14 protein-coding genes and 1 tRNA gene are annotated in these 16,017 nt (G+C 62.2%); 5 read left to right on the top strand and 10 right to left on the bottom strand.

Annotated features, from left to right (window positions below; translation table 11 throughout):
• Window positions 1-151: 151 nt before the first annotated feature.
• A complete protein-coding gene (locus CRO18_RS01730; RefSeq protein ID WP_097080834.1) occupies window positions 152-814 on the bottom strand; it encodes an alpha/beta hydrolase in 663 nt (220 codons plus the stop codon).
• On the bottom strand, window positions 811-1,443 hold the full coding sequence (locus tag CRO18_RS01735; protein WP_097080835.1) for a DNA-3-methyladenine glycosylase: 633 nt from the start codon (window positions 1,441-1,443) through the stop codon (window positions 811-813). The genes CRO18_RS01730 and CRO18_RS01735 overlap by 4 nt, the downstream gene beginning before the upstream one ends.
• A 63-nt stretch (window positions 1,444-1,506) precedes the next feature.
• Here CRO18_RS01735 and CRO18_RS01740 point away from each other — a divergent pair, with 63 nt between their 5' ends.
• Window positions 1,507-2,736: an MFS transporter gene (locus CRO18_RS01740; RefSeq protein WP_097080836.1), complete on the top strand. Its 1,230-nt coding sequence runs from the start codon at window positions 1,507-1,509 to the stop codon at window positions 2,734-2,736.
• Window positions 2,737-2,913: 177 nt separating this feature from the next.
• On the opposite strand, the gene pgi is transcribed toward CRO18_RS01740, so the two are convergent.
• The 6 genes from pgi to CRO18_RS01770 form a co-directional block, all read right to left on the bottom strand.
• Window positions 2,914-4,524, bottom strand: coding sequence for a glucose-6-phosphate isomerase (gene pgi / locus CRO18_RS01745; protein WP_097081094.1), 1,611 nt, complete (start codon window positions 4,522-4,524; stop codon window positions 2,914-2,916).
• The gene (gene pgl / locus CRO18_RS01750) at window positions 4,524-5,195 is read right to left on the bottom strand and encodes a 6-phosphogluconolactonase (RefSeq protein ID WP_097080837.1); all 672 of its coding nucleotides are present in this window, start codon (window positions 5,193-5,195) and stop codon (window positions 4,524-4,526) included. The genes pgi and pgl overlap by 1 nt, the downstream gene beginning before the upstream one ends.
• On the bottom strand, window positions 5,192-6,667 hold the full coding sequence (gene zwf / locus CRO18_RS01755) for a glucose-6-phosphate dehydrogenase (protein WP_076484933.1): 1,476 nt from the start codon (window positions 6,665-6,667) through the stop codon (window positions 5,192-5,194). Before zwf ends, pgl begins: the two co-directional genes overlap by 4 nt.
• A 151-nt stretch (window positions 6,668-6,818) precedes the next feature.
• Window positions 6,819-7,379, bottom strand: a complete 561-nt coding sequence (locus CRO18_RS01760) for an RSP_2648 family PIN domain-containing protein (RefSeq protein WP_097080838.1) — start codon at window positions 7,377-7,379, stop codon at window positions 6,819-6,821.
• Window positions 7,379-8,584 (bottom strand): RSP_2647 family RNA methyltransferase, encoded by a 1,206-nt coding sequence (locus CRO18_RS01765; protein ID WP_097080839.1) that lies wholly within the window; start codon window positions 8,582-8,584, stop codon window positions 7,379-7,381. Before CRO18_RS01765 ends, CRO18_RS01760 begins: the two co-directional genes overlap by 1 nt.
• Window positions 8,585-8,669: 85 nt before the next feature.
• Window positions 8,670-9,317 carry a DUF6778 family protein gene (locus CRO18_RS01770; protein WP_097080840.1) on the bottom strand — a complete coding sequence of 216 codons (648 nt, stop codon included), beginning with the start codon at window positions 9,315-9,317 and terminating at the stop codon, window positions 8,670-8,672.
• Between the two features lie 246 nt (window positions 9,318-9,563).
• Here CRO18_RS01770 and edd point away from each other — a divergent pair, with 246 nt between their 5' ends.
• Both edd and eda read left to right on the top strand, forming a co-directional pair.
• Complete coding sequence (edd, locus tag CRO18_RS01775; protein WP_097080841.1) at window positions 9,564-11,390, top strand: phosphogluconate dehydratase; 1,827 nt, start codon at window positions 9,564-9,566, stop codon at window positions 11,388-11,390.
• Window positions 11,391-11,493: 103 nt separating this feature from the next.
• On the top strand, window positions 11,494-12,144 hold the full coding sequence (gene eda, locus CRO18_RS01780; RefSeq protein WP_076484938.1) for a bifunctional 4-hydroxy-2-oxoglutarate aldolase/2-dehydro-3-deoxy-phosphogluconate aldolase: 651 nt from the start codon (window positions 11,494-11,496) through the stop codon (window positions 12,142-12,144).
• Window positions 12,145-12,175: 31 nt separating this feature from the next.
• Here eda and CRO18_RS01785 read toward each other — a convergent pair whose 3' ends face one another.
• Window positions 12,176-12,445 carry a hypothetical protein gene (locus CRO18_RS01785; protein WP_076485048.1) on the bottom strand — a complete coding sequence of 90 codons (270 nt, stop codon included), beginning with the start codon at window positions 12,443-12,445 and terminating at the stop codon, window positions 12,176-12,178.
• Between the two features lie 16 nt (window positions 12,446-12,461).
• Complete coding sequence (locus tag CRO18_RS01790) at window positions 12,462-15,233, bottom strand: glutamine-synthetase adenylyltransferase (protein WP_097080842.1); 2,772 nt, start codon at window positions 15,231-15,233, stop codon at window positions 12,462-12,464.
• Between the two features lie 113 nt (window positions 15,234-15,346).
• Between CRO18_RS01790 and CRO18_RS01795 the strand changes: the two genes are divergently transcribed.
• Window positions 15,347-15,420, top strand: a tRNA-Gly gene (locus tag CRO18_RS01795).
• Window positions 15,421-15,564: 144 nt separating this feature from the next.
• Window positions 15,565-15,918, top strand: coding sequence for a YbjQ family protein (locus CRO18_RS01800; RefSeq protein ID WP_076484939.1), 354 nt, complete (start codon window positions 15,565-15,567; stop codon window positions 15,916-15,918).
• Window positions 15,919-16,017 lie beyond the last annotated feature (99 nt).

The raw sequence follows: 16,017 nt of genomic DNA on the forward strand, positions 1-16,017 counted from the left end.
GAAGCGCTCCGCTCCTGCCGTGGTATAACTATATATGGCGTTCGCCACAGAGCAAGACCCGCAATCTGCGAGCCCCCTGCTCGGGCACAGGCTTTGCATGACTTTGCAACACGCGCGTGACGAGATGCCCGCGAAACGGGCAAAGCGGCGCTTAGCTTGGCAGATATTCCGAAAGGAAGGACAGCGCCGTCCCCAGTCCGCCGGGCGAGATCCCGTGGCCGGTGCCTTCCATCACATGGGCATAAACTTGGAAACCTGCTTCTTGCAGGGCTTCTGCGGTTTTTTGCAGATCGGAAAACGGCACGATCTGATCGGTGTTGCCATGCGCCAGCAAAACGGGCGGCTTGGTCAGCACTTCTTCGGCCAAAGCATCGGGGCGCAACAGTCGGCCCGAAAAGCCAATGATCCCGGCAAAGGCTTCGGCCCGGCGCGGGATCACTTGCAGCGCCATCATCGTGCCTTGAGAAAAACCAAAGACCACGATTTGCGACGCGGTCAACCCCTCGTCTTCCATCACCTTATCAAGGAAGGCGTTCAAATCTTTGGAGCTTTGCGCAAGGCCCGCAGCGGCATCCTCGGGCGAGGATTCATCAAGCCACGGGATCGGGAACCACTGCCGCCCGAACGGGTTGGTGATGCATTCTTCGGGCGCGTCAGGGGCCAAAAAGAGCGTATCGGGCAGATGTTCGCCCAATGGTTCGGCAAGGCCCAGAAGGTCATCCCCATCCGCCCCATAGCCGTGCAGAAAGATCACGGCCGATTTCACATTGCCGGATTTAGGCGCCACCCGCCCAAGCTTCATTTCACGTGTCATGGAGCCACCCCCTCGCGTTCTTTTCTCTTTGCGTAATAGGCCCAAAGCCCCCGCGCAGCAACCGCCCGCCACGGCGACCAGCATGCAGCAAGCGTGCCAAATTCCTTGCGTTTTGGCCGTTCGGGCAGATCAAACAGCATCCGCGCCGCCTCTGCCAAAGCCAGATCATCGACCGCAAAGACATCGGCGCGCCCGAGCGCGAACATCAAATACATCTCCACCGTCCAGCGCCCAATCCCCGGAAGCGGCAAGAGCGTGTTGATCACGTCCTCATTCGGCAGGCTGCGCAGGGCGGCAAAATCAATCCCGGAACGGGCGAGCGCTTGCACATAGCGCACCTTTTGCCGCGAAAGCCCGCACCCGCGCAGGTCGTCTTCTTGCGCCTCGGCCAAAGCCTCCGCCGCGCCAAAGCCCGCATCAATCAGCTTTTGCCGGATCGAGCGCGCCGCCGCGGTGGACACCTGCTGGCCCAAAATCGCATCGCGCAGCGCTTCAAACCCGTCTTCGCGCCGCCGCAAGGGCCAAGGGCCAGTGAGCGCCAGCACCTCGGCAAAACGCGGCTCGGCTTGGGCCAACCACGCCGCGCCCTCTGCCATATCTTCTTCGGTTTCGATGATACGTCCGACCATGCCCCACCCTGCCCGCTTTCGCGCCCGCTTGCCAGCCCCCTTCGGCCACGCTAGGGCTGAGCCATGACACAGACTTCCGGCTCCACGACCCCCTCGCCCGACGCTCGGCGCAACACGATCGTTTTGGTCGCGGCGCAGGCGTTTTTGGGCGCGCAAATGTCGATGATTTTCACCGTGGGGGGGCTCGCGGGCGCTTCGCTCACGCCCGACCCGTGCTGGGCCACGTTGCCGCTTTCGCTCATCGTGTTGGGCTCGGTGTTGACCGCGCAGCCAATGTCGGAATTCATGGCGGCCTTTGGGCGCCGCGCCGGGTTCATTCTGGCGACCTTTGCCGGGGCCATTGGTGCCGCGATTTCCGCCTATGCGCTGCAAATCGGGTCTTTCGCGCTGTTCTGCTTGGGCGGCGTATTTGCTGGCATCTACATGTCCGCGCAGGGGTTTTACCGTTTTGCCGTGACCGATGGCCTGCCGATTGAGGCGCAATCCAAGGCGATCTCTTGGGTGCTAGCCGGGGGCTTGGCGGCGGCGATCATTGGCCCGCAGCTCGTCAAACTCACCGCGCAGGCGATGGTGGTGCCATTTCTGGCCACTTATCTGGCAATCATTGGCATCAACATTCTTGGCCCGATCTTGTTTGCCTTTTTGCGCATTCCCGCACCGGGGCGGCGGGCGAAGGGCGTGCATCATGTGGGCCGCACGCGGTTGGAGTTGCTCAAAGACCCGCAAATTGCCGTGGCAATGATCTGCGGCATGGTCTCTTACGCGCTGATGAACCTTGTGATGACCTCCACGCCTTTGGCGGTGGTGGGCTGTGGCCATGACACAACCGATGCGGCCAATATCGTTTCCGCCCATGTGATGGCGATGTATCTGCCCTCTTTCTTCACCGGGCATCTGATCGCGCGTTTTGGCCGCGAGGTGATCGTGGGGATTGGGCTTTTCATCCTCGCTGCCTCGGGAGCGGTGGCGCTGACGGGGATGGACCTTGAGAAGTTCTACCTCGCGCTGATGCTCTTGGGGCTTGGCTGGAACTTTGGCTTTATTGGCTCCACGGCAATGCTGAGCGCCGCCCATAGCCCCGAAGAACGCGGCCATGTGCAGGGCATGAACGATTTCGTGGTCTTTGGCGGGGTGTTCCTCGCCTCGCTTTCATCGGGCGGGCTGATGAATTGTTCCTCGGCAGGCGATCCGACGGCGGGCTGGCAAGCGGTGAATATGGCGATGCTGCCATTCCTCACGCTTGCAGGCGGCGCATTGATTTGGCTCGCCCTTCGGCCCAAGGAAACGCGTTAAACCCAATTTCACCGCGCGCGGGCGCCCCATCGGGGGAGCCCCTTCGGGTATTTCCACAAAGTCGAAGATAAAGGGCGCCCAAATAGAGCGCCCTTTTCTAAAACGGCGGTTTCGACTTGGTCGACATATCCCGGGGGTGAATGGCCTGCAGGGCCAGAGGAGGCGGCGCCCCCTTCCTTACCCCCGCAAAGCGCGAAGACGGGCGGCGAGTTGCAGGGTAGAACCATCCTTACCCGCCCCATCCGACGTGCCTTCCAGCACCGGTGCCAGCGCCAAGGCGAGCTCTTTGCCCAGCTCCACCCCCCATTGGTCAAAGCTGTTGATGCCCAAGACCACGCCCTCCACAAACACCCGGTGCTCATAAAGCGCGATCAGGCCGCCCAAGGTGGCGGGGGTGAGTTGATCAAACATCAAGGTCGTCGAGGGGCGGTTGCCCGGGAACACGCGGTGGCGGGCTTGGCGGTCAAGCTCTGCCCCCTCCAGCCCTTTGGCGCGCATGATCTCCGTCGCCTCTGCAAACGAACGGCCCCGCAAAAGCGCCTCAGATTGCGCAAGGCAGTTGGCCATCAGCAAAAGATGCTGGTGATCTAGATCCGGTTCCAGCCCGTTTGCCGTGACGATAAACTCGCAGGGCACCACCCGCGTGCCTTGGTGGATCAGCTGGTAAAACGCGTGCTGACCGTTGGTGCCCGGCTCGCCCCAGACAACGGGGCCGGAATGGTAGGGCAGATCGCTCCCATCCATCGCGACGCGCTTGCCATTGCTCTCCATCTCAAGCTGCTGCAGGTAAGCGGGCAGACGTGCAAGCCGTTGTTCATAAGGCAGCACCGCGCGGGTTGCATGGCCGAGCACCTGATTGTGCCAAAGGCCAACCAACGCCAAAAGCACCGGCAAGTTGTGGGCGAAAGGCGCGGTGCGGAAGTGTTCGTCCATCGCCGCCGCGCCGCTCAGGAATTGATCGAAGAGGTCGGGGCCGATGCCGATCATCAGGCTCAGTCCAATCGGCGACCAGACCGAATAGCGCCCGCCCACCCAATCTTCAAAGCCAAAGACCCGCTCTGCGGGAATGCCAAAGGTCGCGGTGCGGTCGGTGGCCGAGGAAATGGCCGCAAATTGCTTGGCGGGCTCGGTCACCACCTCAGCCATCCAGCGCCGCGCGCTTTCGGCATTGGTCATCGTCTCGATCGTGGTGAAGGTTTTCGAGGCCACAATCACCAGCGTCGTTTCCGGGTCGAGCCCCGCGAGCGTGTCATGGATATGCGCACCATCGACATTGGAAACGAAATGCAGCTTCGGCCCATCGGCAAAGGCGGCGCAGGCAAGCGAGGCCATCGCCGGGCCAAGGTCCGACCCACCGATGCCGATATTGACCACGTCCGTAATGGTGCCGCCTTGGCCATTGTAGCGCCCTTCGCGCACGGCGGCGGCGAATTCTTGCATCCGGGCGCGCGTGTCGCGCAACGCAGGCATGACATTGGCGCCATCCACCAAGATGCTGTCTTCCACGCTGCGCCAAGCGGTGTGCAGCACCGCGCGGCCTTCCGTTTCGTTGATCTTTTCACCCGAAAACATCGCATCGCGCTGGGCGGCAACACCGGTTTGCACGGCCAAATCCAGCAAAAGCGCCATGCCATCGGCATCGATATTGGTCTTGGAGTAATCAAACAGGAACGGCCCCGCCTCAGCCGAGAAGCTTTCGGCCCGCGACGGATCGGCGGCGAAAAGGTCCAAGATAGGCCGATCCTTGACGGTGGCGGCATGGGAAAGCAGGGGGTCAAAACGGTTCATCATGGGGCCCAATGGATCGTTGCAATAGGAAGGACCGTGCGCACCGGGGCCTCGATCTCGGGCAGGCTGGCGGCACGTTCGATGGCAGCGCGTTTTTCCGCGCCAGTAATCACAATATGGCAATGCATCGCTTCACGCAAAACCCGCGCGGTGAGGGTGATACGCGGCTCGCCCGCCGCTTCGGCCCGCAGCGCCATAACCTCGGGCGCAGTGTCAGATAGCGCCTCTTCGAGCTTATCGGCACCGGGGAAGAGCGAGGCGGTGTGCATATCCGCCCCCATACCCAGCACCAAAACCGTCAAGGGCAACGCGCCGCGCACCCCTTCAGACAGTTCCTCCAGCCGGTCTTCGGGATGCGGCGCAGGGGCGTAAAGCGGCACAAGCCGCGCGGCGGCAGCTTTGTTGCGCAAGAGCCGCGCGCGCAAAAGCGCAGTATTGGAGCGGGGACTGTCTTCTCCCACCCAACGCTCGTCATTGAGCAGCACATCTACCCGCGCCCAATCGAGTTCGAGCTCCGAGAGCACATCAAAGACCGGGCCGGGCGTCGTGCCGCCGGGCACGCAAAGCGTGGCGCGCTCTTGCACCTCAAGCGCGCGGCGCAATTGGCTGGCGATCCGGTCTGACAAGGCGACCATCATCAATTCGCGGTCGGGATATTCCACAAAGCTCATTCGCGGATCTCCCGCCAGCGGCGGCCATCGCGGTGCATCAGCATCAGCGCATCTTCGGGGCCCGAGGAACCCGGATCATAAGACCGGGGCCGATCGCCACGCGCTTCCCAACCCGCGATGATCGGGTCGGTCCAGGCCCAAGCGGCCTCCACCTCATCGCCACGCATAAAGAGCGTTTGGTTGCCGCGGATCACATCCATGATCAGCCGCTCGTAAGCATCAGGAATATCGGTGCCCTCTTCGCCCAGAGCCTCGGCAAAAGACATATCGAGCGGCACTTGCACCAGACGCATGCCACCGGGGCCGGGCTCTTTGATCATCACCTTGAGGTTCATCCCCTCATTCGGTTGCAACCGGATCACCAGCACGTTTTCGGGCCAGCTGGCATCCTCCTCGTCAAAGATCGAATGCGGCGGCGCTTTGAAGGTAATGGCGATTTCGCTCGCGCGCCCGCGCAGCTTTTTCCCGGTGCGCAGATAGAACGGTGTGCCCTGCCAACGCCAGTTCGCCACATGCACCTTGAGCGCGATATAGCTTTCGGTCCGACTGTCGGGATTTTCGCTGTCTTCCAAGTAGCCGGGCTGGGCGGCACGCGTCTCAGAGGCTTTCACCCCCGCATATTGGCCGCGCACAATATCGGCGGGCGAAACGGGTTGCAGCGCCCGGATCACCTTCACCTTTTCATCGCGCACCGCATCGGGGTCGAAGTGATAGGGCGGCTCCATCGCGATCAGGCACAAAAGCTGCATCAAGTGGTTTTGCACCATGTCGCGCATCGCGCCTGACTTGTCATAATAAGCGCCGCGCCCGCCCACGCCGACGGTTTCCGCCACGGTAATTTGCACATGATCAACGTATTGGGCGTTCCAAAGCGGCTCAAACAGGATGTTGGCGAAGCGCACCGCCATCAAGTTTTGCACCGTTTCTTTGCCCAGATAATGGTCGATGCGGTAAATCTGGCTCTCCTCGAAATGCGCGGCGAGCGTCGCGTTCAGCGCCTTGGCAGAGGCGAGGTCGCGCCCAAACGGCTTTTCCACCACGATCCGTGCTTCGCTATCGGCAATGCCATGTTCATTGAGCCGTTCAGCCAGCGGCCCAAACAGCGACGGTGCAACCGAGAAGTAGAACGCATGCACGCGCCCGTCTTGAACCTTGTCCTTCAGTTCGGCCCAGCCGCCCTCGCCCATGGCATCCACGGGCACATAGTCGATGCATTCAAGGAAGGTCTCGACATCCTTCGCGTCGATTTTGCTGCGGTCGACAAACTCGGCAATCGCTTTGCGGACCTGTTCGCGAAACGCTTCTGGCTCCATCGCAGAGCGGGCGGCACCGATGATGCGCGCGCCTTGCGGCATTTGGCCTGCATGAAAACGACGGTAAAGGCCGGGCAAAATCTTGCGTTGGGCAAGATCGCCAGTGGCTCCAAAGATCACAAGGTCGAAAGGATCAACCGGGATAACACGCGATACCATGGGGCTTGCTCCGATTCTTGGCACGACTGGCCCCTCCTCGCGGTTGGCGCCAGATGTTAGCGGTAACAAGGATGATGTCTACCGCGACGCCCAACACAAGTCTAGCGCGCGCTTGCGCGATCTCAAAGCGCTTTGACGCTGCGGAAAGCAATCAATTTGCCTCGAGCGCTTTCGCCACACGGTAAAGGCGGGCGCGTTTAAGCAACCCGCGCAAGGGCTGTGGCTGGCCAGAAAGCTCCTCGGCCTGCGCCCGCACGGCCTCGACCACCCGCGCAACAGCCTCGGGCGCATCGGCAATTAGCGCCAACAGAAAGGCATCGACATCGAGCCGATCCAGCCCCTCTGCCGCCAAAGTGCCACGCGGAAAGTCAGATCGGTTTTGCGTCACGATCGCATCTGCGCCCCCGGCGATGGCCGCCGCCAGCACGTGAATATCGTTTTCATCGGGTAGATGCAGGCGCGATTCGAGACCGGGGCGCGGTGGTACAGAGGCCTTCGGAAAGCGCGCCTTGAGGGCCGCCACCTCGCCGCGCGCCATTGCTTCATCCCCCGCAGAAAGCCGCGCTGCCGCGCGCGCCCATTCTTCCAATATCCTGTCCGACCAGAGCGGCTGATACAGCCCCTCTGCCGCGCAACCGATTAGGATTTCGCGCATCACCGTGGGGTAAAGCACACAAGCATCGAGCAGAGCTTTTTGCGGCGCGGCCCGCATCAATCCAGCCGGAAGAAGAGCGATTTAAGATAGGCCGATTCCGCCAGCTGCAGCAGCATCGGATGGTCCGGCCCGGCAAAGCCCGTGTGCAGCAGTTGCGCGCGCCGCCCCCCCCTGCCAAGCCCACGCGCCGAGGCGTTGCGGAACTGCACAAGATCGGCGGCATGGGAGCACGAACACAAAACAATATAGCCGCCCGGTGCCACCAAGGGCGCGGCCAGTCGCGCGATACGCTCATAGGCGCGCAGCCCGGCTTCAAGCGCGGGTTTGGCTGGCGCAAAAGCGGGCGGATCACAGATCACCACATCAAATTGCGCACCTTCTGCCTGCAAAGCCTCAAGCGTGGCGAAAGCATCGCCCTTTCGGGTGGCAAAGCGATCCCCCTGCCCCATCGCCTCGGCCCCTTTGGTGGCCAATTCCAGCGCGGCGGCAGAGGCATCGACCGAAAGCGCGCTTGCCGCGCCGCCCGCCAAACAGGCAAGCGCAAAGCCCCCAACATGGGAAAACACGTCCAAAACCCGCGCGCCCCCGGCAAGCCGCGCCGCAAAGGCATGGTTCGGGCGTTGATCATAAAAGAGCCCGGTCTTTTGCCCGCCCATCACATCGGCCATGTAAATCGCGCCATTCATCGGCACGGGCACGGGGGCGGTGATTTCGCCCGCCATCACAACCGTTTCTTCGGGCAAGCCTTCCAACCCGCGCGCGCGGCCCGAGCCGTTTTTGACGACCGTGGTCACGCCCGTGACCTCCATCAGCGCGGCGCAAAGATCGTCGATCATCGTTTCGGCCCAAGCGGCGTTGGGCTGCACCACAGCCACATCACCAAACCGATCAACAATCACCCCGGGCAGGCCATCGGCCTCGGCATGAACCAACCGACAGAACGGCGCCTCAAAAAGCCGCTCGCGCAGGGCCAAAGCGCGCGCAATCCGCGCCGCGATCCAAGCGCGGTCAATCACGGCGTCGGCATCCCGCTCCAACACCCGCGCGATGATCTTGGATTTCGGGTTCACCGTCACCGTCGCCATCGGGCGCCGCTCAGCATCTTCCAGCGTGGCAATCACACCCGGTGCCAAGGCTTGCGTGCGCCGGTCGGTTACCAACTCATCGGCATAGACCCACGGAAAGCCGTGTCGGATGGCGCGGGCCTCGGCTTTCGGGCGCAGCCGCACAACGGGGCGGGATTTCGGCTCAAGATCAGACATCGGTGCCTCATAGGCGAAAGGGGGCGTTGCCGCCCCCTCTATCTGCGTTCCGGCCTCTTGCAAAGCCTCGCGAGACCTCGCGCGCTCAGTTCGCTTCCGAAATCCGGTCGCTCCCCACCGGCATTGGCAGCGGGCGTAACAGTTCTTCGCGCAGATAATCGGTAAGGTAGTTGGTGATCGCCACCTTTTCGGTGATCCCCCGCGCCTCTTCCTCAATCGCCTTTTGACCGCCAGAGGCTTTGAACCCCACAGAAAGTGCCCGTGGCCCGTCGATCAAGATACCGGTGTTGGCATCGCGCAGCGCGATATCCATTTTCACGCCATAGCTGCCCCCCACCGTGTAACGGGCCCGCTCGGTCAACGCATGGAAACGCTTCATCGTGATTTCGACCACCACCGGCTGGCCGTTGGTCATACCCGAGATGGCGCGCGTCGCGGCATCGGTCACAATCGCATCGACTTGCTCATAGCGGTCGCCACGCGCATCGCCACGCCAGACGATATCGGCAATCGGAAACAACAGGTTCGCCTCGGACACATGCAAGCTGCGCGGCACCTCCACCTGCACCGCCTGCACATTCCACCGCGGCGTCATAATCGGTACTGTGGCCGTAGCAACGGCAACGGGGCGCAAACCAAGCGTATCAGATGCCGCACGCGAGGCGGGTTCGGGGGCGCCACAGGCGCTCAGGGCAATCAAAGCACTCACAACAGCGATAGGAAACACACGCATCGGGATCCTCCGTGTCTGGTTGACGCGAAGGTGATCCCCGAATGTGGCGAAAAATTGCTTCAAATCGTATAATTTAGCGCCTGAAAAGCGCATCCTGAAAGGGATTTGCCGCAATGCCCCCAAACCGCGTCCCTGTGGCGCCCCGCCCGAAGGATTGATTTGTTAGCGCTAACCCCCTAAACAGACCACATCCGGCGCGATCTCTTCTTTCGCGCCAATTTCGTCCTCGCAACGCCGGACCATGCCATGACCGAACCTGCCAATCTGCCGCCGCTCAATGCCACCCTTGCCCGCGTAACCGAGCGCATTCGCGCCCGTTCCGCCGCAAGGCGCGCTGACTATTTGGCACGGATTGATGCGGCTGCTGCGGCAGGCCCAGCCCGCGCGCATCTGACCTGCGGCAACCAAGCCCATGCCTATGCGGCGATGGGGGCAGACCAAGACGCGCTCGCCAAGGGCCGCGCCCCGAATGTGGGAATCGTTACCGCCTATAACGATATGCTCTCGGCCCATGCGCCCTATGGCGACTACCCGGCGCGGATCAAGGAAGCCCTGCGTGAGATTGGCGCCACAGCCCAAGTGGCAGGCGGCGTGCCTGCGATGTGCGATGGCGTCACCCAAGGCCAGCCGGGCATGGAGTTGAGCCTTTTCTCGCGTGATGTGATTGCTTTGTCTGCGGGCGTCGCGCTTTCGCACAACACCTTTGACGCGGCACTTTACCTTGGCATTTGCGACAAGATCGTGCCGGGCCTGATTATGGCAGCGGCAACCTTTGGGCATATTCCGGCGGTGTTCTTGCCCTCCGGCCCGATGCCCGCGGGGCTGCCCAATGATGAGAAAGCCAAGGTGCGTCAACAATTCGCTACCGGCGAGGTGGGCCGCGACAAGCTGATGGAGGCCGAGATGGCCTCTTATCACGCGCCGGGCACCTGCACCTTTTACGGCACCGCCAACACCAACCAAATGCTGATGGAATTCATGGGGCTGCATCTGCCGGGGTCGAGCTTCGTGAACCCCGGCACCGATCTGCGCCAATCGCTCACCGTCGCCGGGGCAAGACGCGCTGCCGAAATCACCGCACTTGGCAACAGCTTCCGCCCGGCGGGGCGGGTGCTGGATGAGCGCGCCTTTGTGAACGGACTTGTGGGCCTGATGGCAACGGGCGGCTCCACCAACCTTGTGCTGCATTTGCCCGCAATGGCGCGTGCGGCGGGGATTGATCTCGACCTCGAAGACTTTGACGACATTTCGAGCGTGGTGCCGCTGATGGCGAAGGTCTATCCGAATGGCTTGGCCGATGTGAACGCCTTCCATGCGGCGGGCGGGCTGCAATTCTTGATCCGTCATTTGCTGGGCGCGGGGCTTTTGCATGCCGATGCCACCACCGTGTGGGGCGATAGCATGGCCGATTACACCAAAGAACCGAAGCTGATTGATGGCGCGCTGACGTGGGTCGAAGGCCCGGAAGACAGCCTCAATGACAAAATCCTGCGCCCCGTGGCCGAAGGTTTCGCCGCGACCGGCGGGCTGAAACAGCTTGCGGGGAACCTTGGGCGGGGGGTGATCAAAGTCTCTGCCGTCGCGCCCGAGCGCCATGTGATCGAAGCGCCCGCACGCATCTTCCATGACCAAGAGGCCGTGAAAACCGCCTTCAAAGCCGGGGAATTCACCACCGACACCGTGGTTGTCGTGCGGTTCCAAGGCCCGCAGGCCAATGGCATGCCCGAATTGCATTCGCTCACTCCCACCCTTTCGGTGCTGCAAGAACGCGGGCTGCAGGTGGCACTGGTGACCGATGGGCGGATGTCGGGGGCGTCTGGCAAAGTGCCTGCGGCCATTCATGTCTCGCCCGAGGGCACCTGTGCTGGCCCCATTGCCAAGTTGCTGGATGGTGACATTGTGCGCCTTGATGCTGTTGCAGGCACGCTTGATTGCCTGACCGAAGGGTTTGAAACCCGCGCCCCCGCGCAACCCGACCTCAGCGCCAATGCGCATGGGATGGGGCGCGAGCTTTTTGAAACCTTCCGCCGCAATGTCGGCCCCGCGACATCGGGCGCCAGCAGCGTTCTATGACTTCCCCCCGCGCGCGTTTTACGTCTTTATGACAGCAAATCTCGTGCCGTGCCCGGTCCCCTGTGTAGGGCCGAGCCATGCCTAACTCTGACAGGAGGCTTTTATGACCCCCGCCGCCCAATCTGCCGCCGCGCGCGAAATTTGCGCAATGGCTCCTATCGTTCCGGTCATCGTGGTGGCCGATGTGGCCCATGCTGCGCCGCTCGCGCAAGCGCTGGTGAAAGGCGGCCTGCCCGCCCTCGAAGTGACGCTGCGCACGCCCTGCGCGCTGGATGCGATCCGCGCGATGGTCGATGTAGAAGGGGGCATCGTGGGCGCGGGCACGCTGCTCAGCCCGGCCGATGTGAAGGCCGCAAAAGCTGCTGGCGCACGTTTTGGCGTGGCCCCGGGGCTGACCGATAGCATCGTGAAAGCCTGCGAAGATGAAGGCCTGCCGCTTTTGCCCGGCGCCGTCACCGCCACCGAGGTGATGTATGCGCTCGAACTCGGCTATAACATGCTCAAATTCTTCCCCGCCGCGACCTCGGGCGGGGCGCCCGCGCTCAAAGCGATTGGCGCGCCGCTGCCGCAAGCGAGCTTCTGCCCGACGGGTGGGGTGAGCCTGCAAAACGCGCGCGACTATCTGAGCCTGCCCAATGTGATGTGCGCAGGTGGCTCGTGGGTGGCGCCGCAAGGCATGATGAATGCAGGCAACTGGGCCGGGATCGAAGATCTTGCCCGCGAAGCCGCTGCGCTTTCGCGCGCCAAAGCCTAAAGATTTGTAAGGGCGGCCCGGCTTGGCCGGGCTAGCCCTTCATCCGCCCGGCACGCCCACCGCGCCGTGAGGGCGCAGCTTGCTCGCGTGTCAGACCCTCGGCCAAAACCACGCTCATCGGATGCGCCGGATCGGCCCCATACGCCGCCAAAACCGCTCGCATCGCCTCGGCCGGATCGGCATCCTTGGCTAGGCTCAGCGCCCAATCCAAAAAGATCGAGCGGCATTCGGCATCGCCGATCCCTTCGATCTTATAGCTTTCGCGGATCAGCCCTTTCGGGTCAGCCTCGGTCAAGGTCATCACGGCACGTCCCATCCTAATTGAGCGCCCTCTCAACGATTTGCGCAGCTTGCGATGTGGTGCGCTCCAGCCTTTCGACAAGGGTCTCAAGGCTGTCTTCATCGACCTCACGTAGCAAAAATGCGCGCCCGCCCTCGCCAATCGCCTCCATATCCAAGGGGCGGTCGGTCAAAAGCCGCCCTCCGGCCTGCAAACGCCACAAGAACCGATAGGCGGCGGCCAAAACCTCGCCCTCTTCTTTGGTGATGAAGTTATGACGGGGGCCAAGCCGCAACTGTGGTTCAACACGACGCGCACTTTCACCGGCACGCAGCGCAAAACTTTGCGCCAGCAGTTCAATGTCTTGCAACCGACCCGGGCCAATTTTGGCCTCCCAAGCACCATCGGGGGCTTTCGCCGCAAAAATGCGCGCCCGCATCTGCGCCAGATCGGGCATCACCTTTTCTGCGCTGCCTTTTGCCGCCAGAACCTCTTGCCGCACCGCCTCCACATCCGCACCCAGGCCGCTGTCGCCCACCAAGACCCGCGCCCGCGTGAGCGCCAAATGCTCCCAAGTCCAAGCCTCGTCCATTTGATACGCGCGGAAGCTTTCCAAAGACACCGCGACCGGCCCTTGCCGACCCGAGGGCCGCAGCCGCATATCCACCTCGTAAAGCCGCCCCTCGGGCGTGGGCGCGGTCAGCGCGGTGATGAAAGCCTGCGTCAGCCGCGCGAAATAGGGCCGTGTTGCCAAGGGCTTCGGGCCATCCGAACTTTCAGCGCCTTGCGCATCATAGATGATGATCAAATCAAGATCGGAGGCCGCATTGAGCCGTTCCGCCCCAAGCGAGCCCATACCCAACACCACCGCGCCCCGCCCCGGCGCGGGGCCATGCTTGCGAGCAAATTCCGCGCCCACCTGCGGCCAAAGCGCGGCCACCGCCGCGCCCGCAATATCGGCATAATGCTTGGCCGCCTCGGACGCATCCACCAGCCCGCGCAGATGATGCACGCCCACGCGAAAGCGCATCTCTTTCGCCCAGCGCCGCGCAGCATCAAGCTTCTTTTCGTAATCCGCCGTTGCGAACAAAAGCGCCGAGAGGTCTTCTTGAAGCTTCGCCTGCCCCGGCCAAGCCTCAAAGAACGAGCCGCCCAGAACAGCATCCAACACACCCGCATTGCGGCTCAAATGTGCGGCCAATCCGGGCGCGGTGGCGCAAATATCGACGATCAAGTCAATCAGTTGCGGGTTGGCCTCAAACAGTGCGAAAAGCTGCACCCCAGCGGGCAAGCGCGCCAAAAAACCGTCAAACTGACGGAGCGCCTCTTCCGGGCAAGCCGCGCGCCGCATTCGGCCCAGAATCTCGGGCTCGATACGGCGGAAAATCCCCTGCGCACGTTCCGACCGCAGTGCCGGGTAAGCGCGCCAGCCGTCAACAATCCCAGCCTCGGTCTCGCTTAATTCAGGGCGCGCGGCCTCAGCCCCCGGTGCAAAAAAGGCTCCTGTCAGCGCCTCAACCCGCTCCAAGCGCCCCTTGAGCCGCGCACTCCACGCGGCCAAATCCCCTTCGCCCATCATATTCGCGATCCGGGTAAGACCCTCTTCTGCAGCGGGCAAAAGCTGGGTCTGGGAATCGTTCACCATCTGGATGCGGTGCTCGATCTCCCGATGTTCGCGGTAATGATCGGTCAATTCCCGCGCCACGTCGGTGGGCACCCAGCCCTTTACAGCGAGCTTGGCAAGCCCACCCACGGTGGTGCGGTCGCGCAATTCCGGGTCGCGCCCACCGGCAATCAACTGCCGCGTCTGGGTGAAAAACTCGATCTCGCGGATACCGCCTTGCCCCAGCTTCATGTTGTGACCCGGGACGTCGATCCGACCGCCAAGCCCCTTATGCGCCCGAATGCGCAAGCGCATGTCATGCGCATCTTCGATCGCCGCAAAATCTAGATGCTTGCGCCACACAAAGGGGGTGAGCGTTTTCAAAAACCGCTCGCCCGCCGCCAGATCGCCCCCACAGGGCCGCGCCTTGATATAGGCGGCACGCTCCCATGTGCGCCCCTCGGCCTCGTAATAAAGCTCTGCCGCCCCCATCGAAATGCACACCGGCGTTACAGACGCATCGGGACGCAGCCGCAAATCGGTGCGGAAGACATAGCCCTCGGCGGTATTGTCATTGAGCATCGCCGCCATTTTACGCGTCACACGAATAAAGGCGGATCGCGCTTCCATCCGGTCATCCGGCGGGAATTGCGCCTCGTCAAACAGGCAAATCAGGTCGATGTCAGAGGAGTAGTTGAGTTCATAGGCCCCCATCTTTCCCATCGCCAGTGCGACCATACCCGCAGCGGTTTCGGCATCATCGGCCGTTTTTCCGGGCAGCTTATTGCGGCGAATTTCATCCGCCACCAAACGCTTGAGCGACACGGTAACCGCCGTATCGGCAAGCAATGTCAGCGCCCAAGTCACCCGTTCAAGTGACCAAGCCCCCCCCAAGTCGCAAAGCGCGGCCAAAAGGGCGACCCGGCGTTTCGCCCGGCGCAACTCGACATTGAGCACGTCCAGCGCAACCTCATTGAGGCGGGCGATTTCCTCCCCGAAGGCCTGCAACGGATCGCCGGACAGCGCCAGCTTCAGCCAATCTTGCTCTCGCTCCAATAGCCCCGCAAGGAAGGGCGAACAGCCCGCTGTGCCCTTGATCAGGCTTTTCACTTCGGGCGCAAAATCACCGTAGAACGCGGCGACATCGGCGCCACGACTGGGGTCAAAAGCAATTGGTTCTCGGGTCAGGCTGGCTGCGAAACTCATGGCGCCACAGTAGCCACCGCAACCCAACCGTCAATGACCCATGCGGGGCATAGGCCCGCGACATCCCTGCCCCCTTGCATGGCTGCGAGCAGGGTTGTATCACCCCAACCAGCGCGGGTGTTGTGTAATGGTAAGACCCTAGCCTTCCAAGCTAGAGATACGGGTTCGATTCCCGTCACCCGCTCCAATCCCCCAGATAGACCACCCGCCATCGCGAGGGGCGATTGCGCGAAACGCACTTTGCGCAATGGGATATGCCGCTTATGCTTGAGTGGTCACCTTGCCCGAGCGGCAAGACAGGACGTGGCGAAACATAAAAAGGCGCAACGTAATGGACCCCAAACAGCAGGCTGACGAAATCGAAGCCGTCATGTTGACAACCGAGACCTGTCCGAACCTCAACATCACCCAGCGTTTTGAGATTGTGACCGCAGAATGTGCCTTTGGCATGCACATCTTCAAAGACTTGTTCGCGGCGGTGCGCGACGTGGTGGGCGGCCGGTCGGAAGCGGTGCAAAAAACCATGCGCGATGCCCGCAAGACGGCGCTTTATGAGCTTAAGCGCGAAGCGTGGCTTGTTGGCGCCAATGCCGTTGTCGCGGTTGATCTGGATTACACCGAGCTCAGCAACAGCGGGAATATGATCCTGTTGGTGGCCTCTGGCACGGCGGTGCGGATCGAGTAAGCCTGCTCGTTCTTTGTACTGACGCGCGCCAAGGCCAATGCGTCGCTTCACGCTTTGACGCGCCCATTTTGCTCTGCCAAAATTCTGTTACGGAGGGCA

It is taken from the genome of Rhodobacter sp. JA431 (assembly GCF_900217725.1).
In the GTDB taxonomy this organism is placed as follows: Bacteria; Pseudomonadota; Alphaproteobacteria; order Rhodobacterales; family Rhodobacteraceae; genus Rhodobacter; species Rhodobacter aestuarii.

What these genes read in the sequence shown, in the direction of transcription:
- zwf (WP_076484933.1), bottom strand. Translation starts at nt 6,667, where the DNA reads ATGGTATCGCGTGTTATCCCGGTTGATCCTTTCGACCTTGTGATCTTT.
- edd (WP_097080841.1), top strand. Translation starts at nt 9,564, where the DNA reads ATGACCGAACCTGCCAATCTGCCGCCGCTCAATGCCACCCTTGCCCGC.
- pgi (WP_097081094.1), bottom strand. Translation starts at nt 4,524, where the DNA reads ATGAACCGTTTTGACCCCCTGCTTTCCCATGCCGCCACCGTCAAGGAT.
- CRO18_RS01770 (WP_097080840.1), bottom strand. Translation starts at nt 9,317, where the DNA reads ATGCGTGTGTTTCCTATCGCTGTTGTGAGTGCTTTGATTGCCCTGAGC.
- CRO18_RS01785 (WP_076485048.1), bottom strand. Translation starts at nt 12,445, where the DNA reads ATGACCTTGACCGAGGCTGACCCGAAAGGGCTGATCCGCGAAAGCTAT.
- CRO18_RS01730 (WP_097080834.1), bottom strand. Translation starts at nt 814, where the DNA reads ATGACACGTGAAATGAAGCTTGGGCGGGTGGCGCCTAAATCCGGCAAT.
- pgl (WP_097080837.1), bottom strand. Translation starts at nt 5,195, where the DNA reads ATGAGCTTTGTGGAATATCCCGACCGCGAATTGATGATGGTCGCCTTG.
- CRO18_RS01765 (WP_097080839.1), bottom strand. Translation starts at nt 8,584, where the DNA reads ATGTCTGATCTTGAGCCGAAATCCCGCCCCGTTGTGCGGCTGCGCCCG.
- CRO18_RS01760 (WP_097080838.1), bottom strand. Translation starts at nt 7,379, where the DNA reads ATGCGGGCCGCGCCGCAAAAAGCTCTGCTCGATGCTTGTGTGCTTTAC.
- CRO18_RS01735 (WP_097080835.1), bottom strand. Translation starts at nt 1,443, where the DNA reads ATGGTCGGACGTATCATCGAAACCGAAGAAGATATGGCAGAGGGCGCG.
- CRO18_RS01800 (WP_076484939.1), top strand. Translation starts at nt 15,565, where the DNA reads ATGGACCCCAAACAGCAGGCTGACGAAATCGAAGCCGTCATGTTGACA.
- CRO18_RS01790 (WP_097080842.1), bottom strand. Translation starts at nt 15,233, where the DNA reads ATGAGTTTCGCAGCCAGCCTGACCCGAGAACCAATTGCTTTTGACCCC.
- CRO18_RS01740 (WP_097080836.1), top strand. Translation starts at nt 1,507, where the DNA reads ATGACACAGACTTCCGGCTCCACGACCCCCTCGCCCGACGCTCGGCGC.
- eda (WP_076484938.1), top strand. Translation starts at nt 11,494, where the DNA reads ATGACCCCCGCCGCCCAATCTGCCGCCGCGCGCGAAATTTGCGCAATG.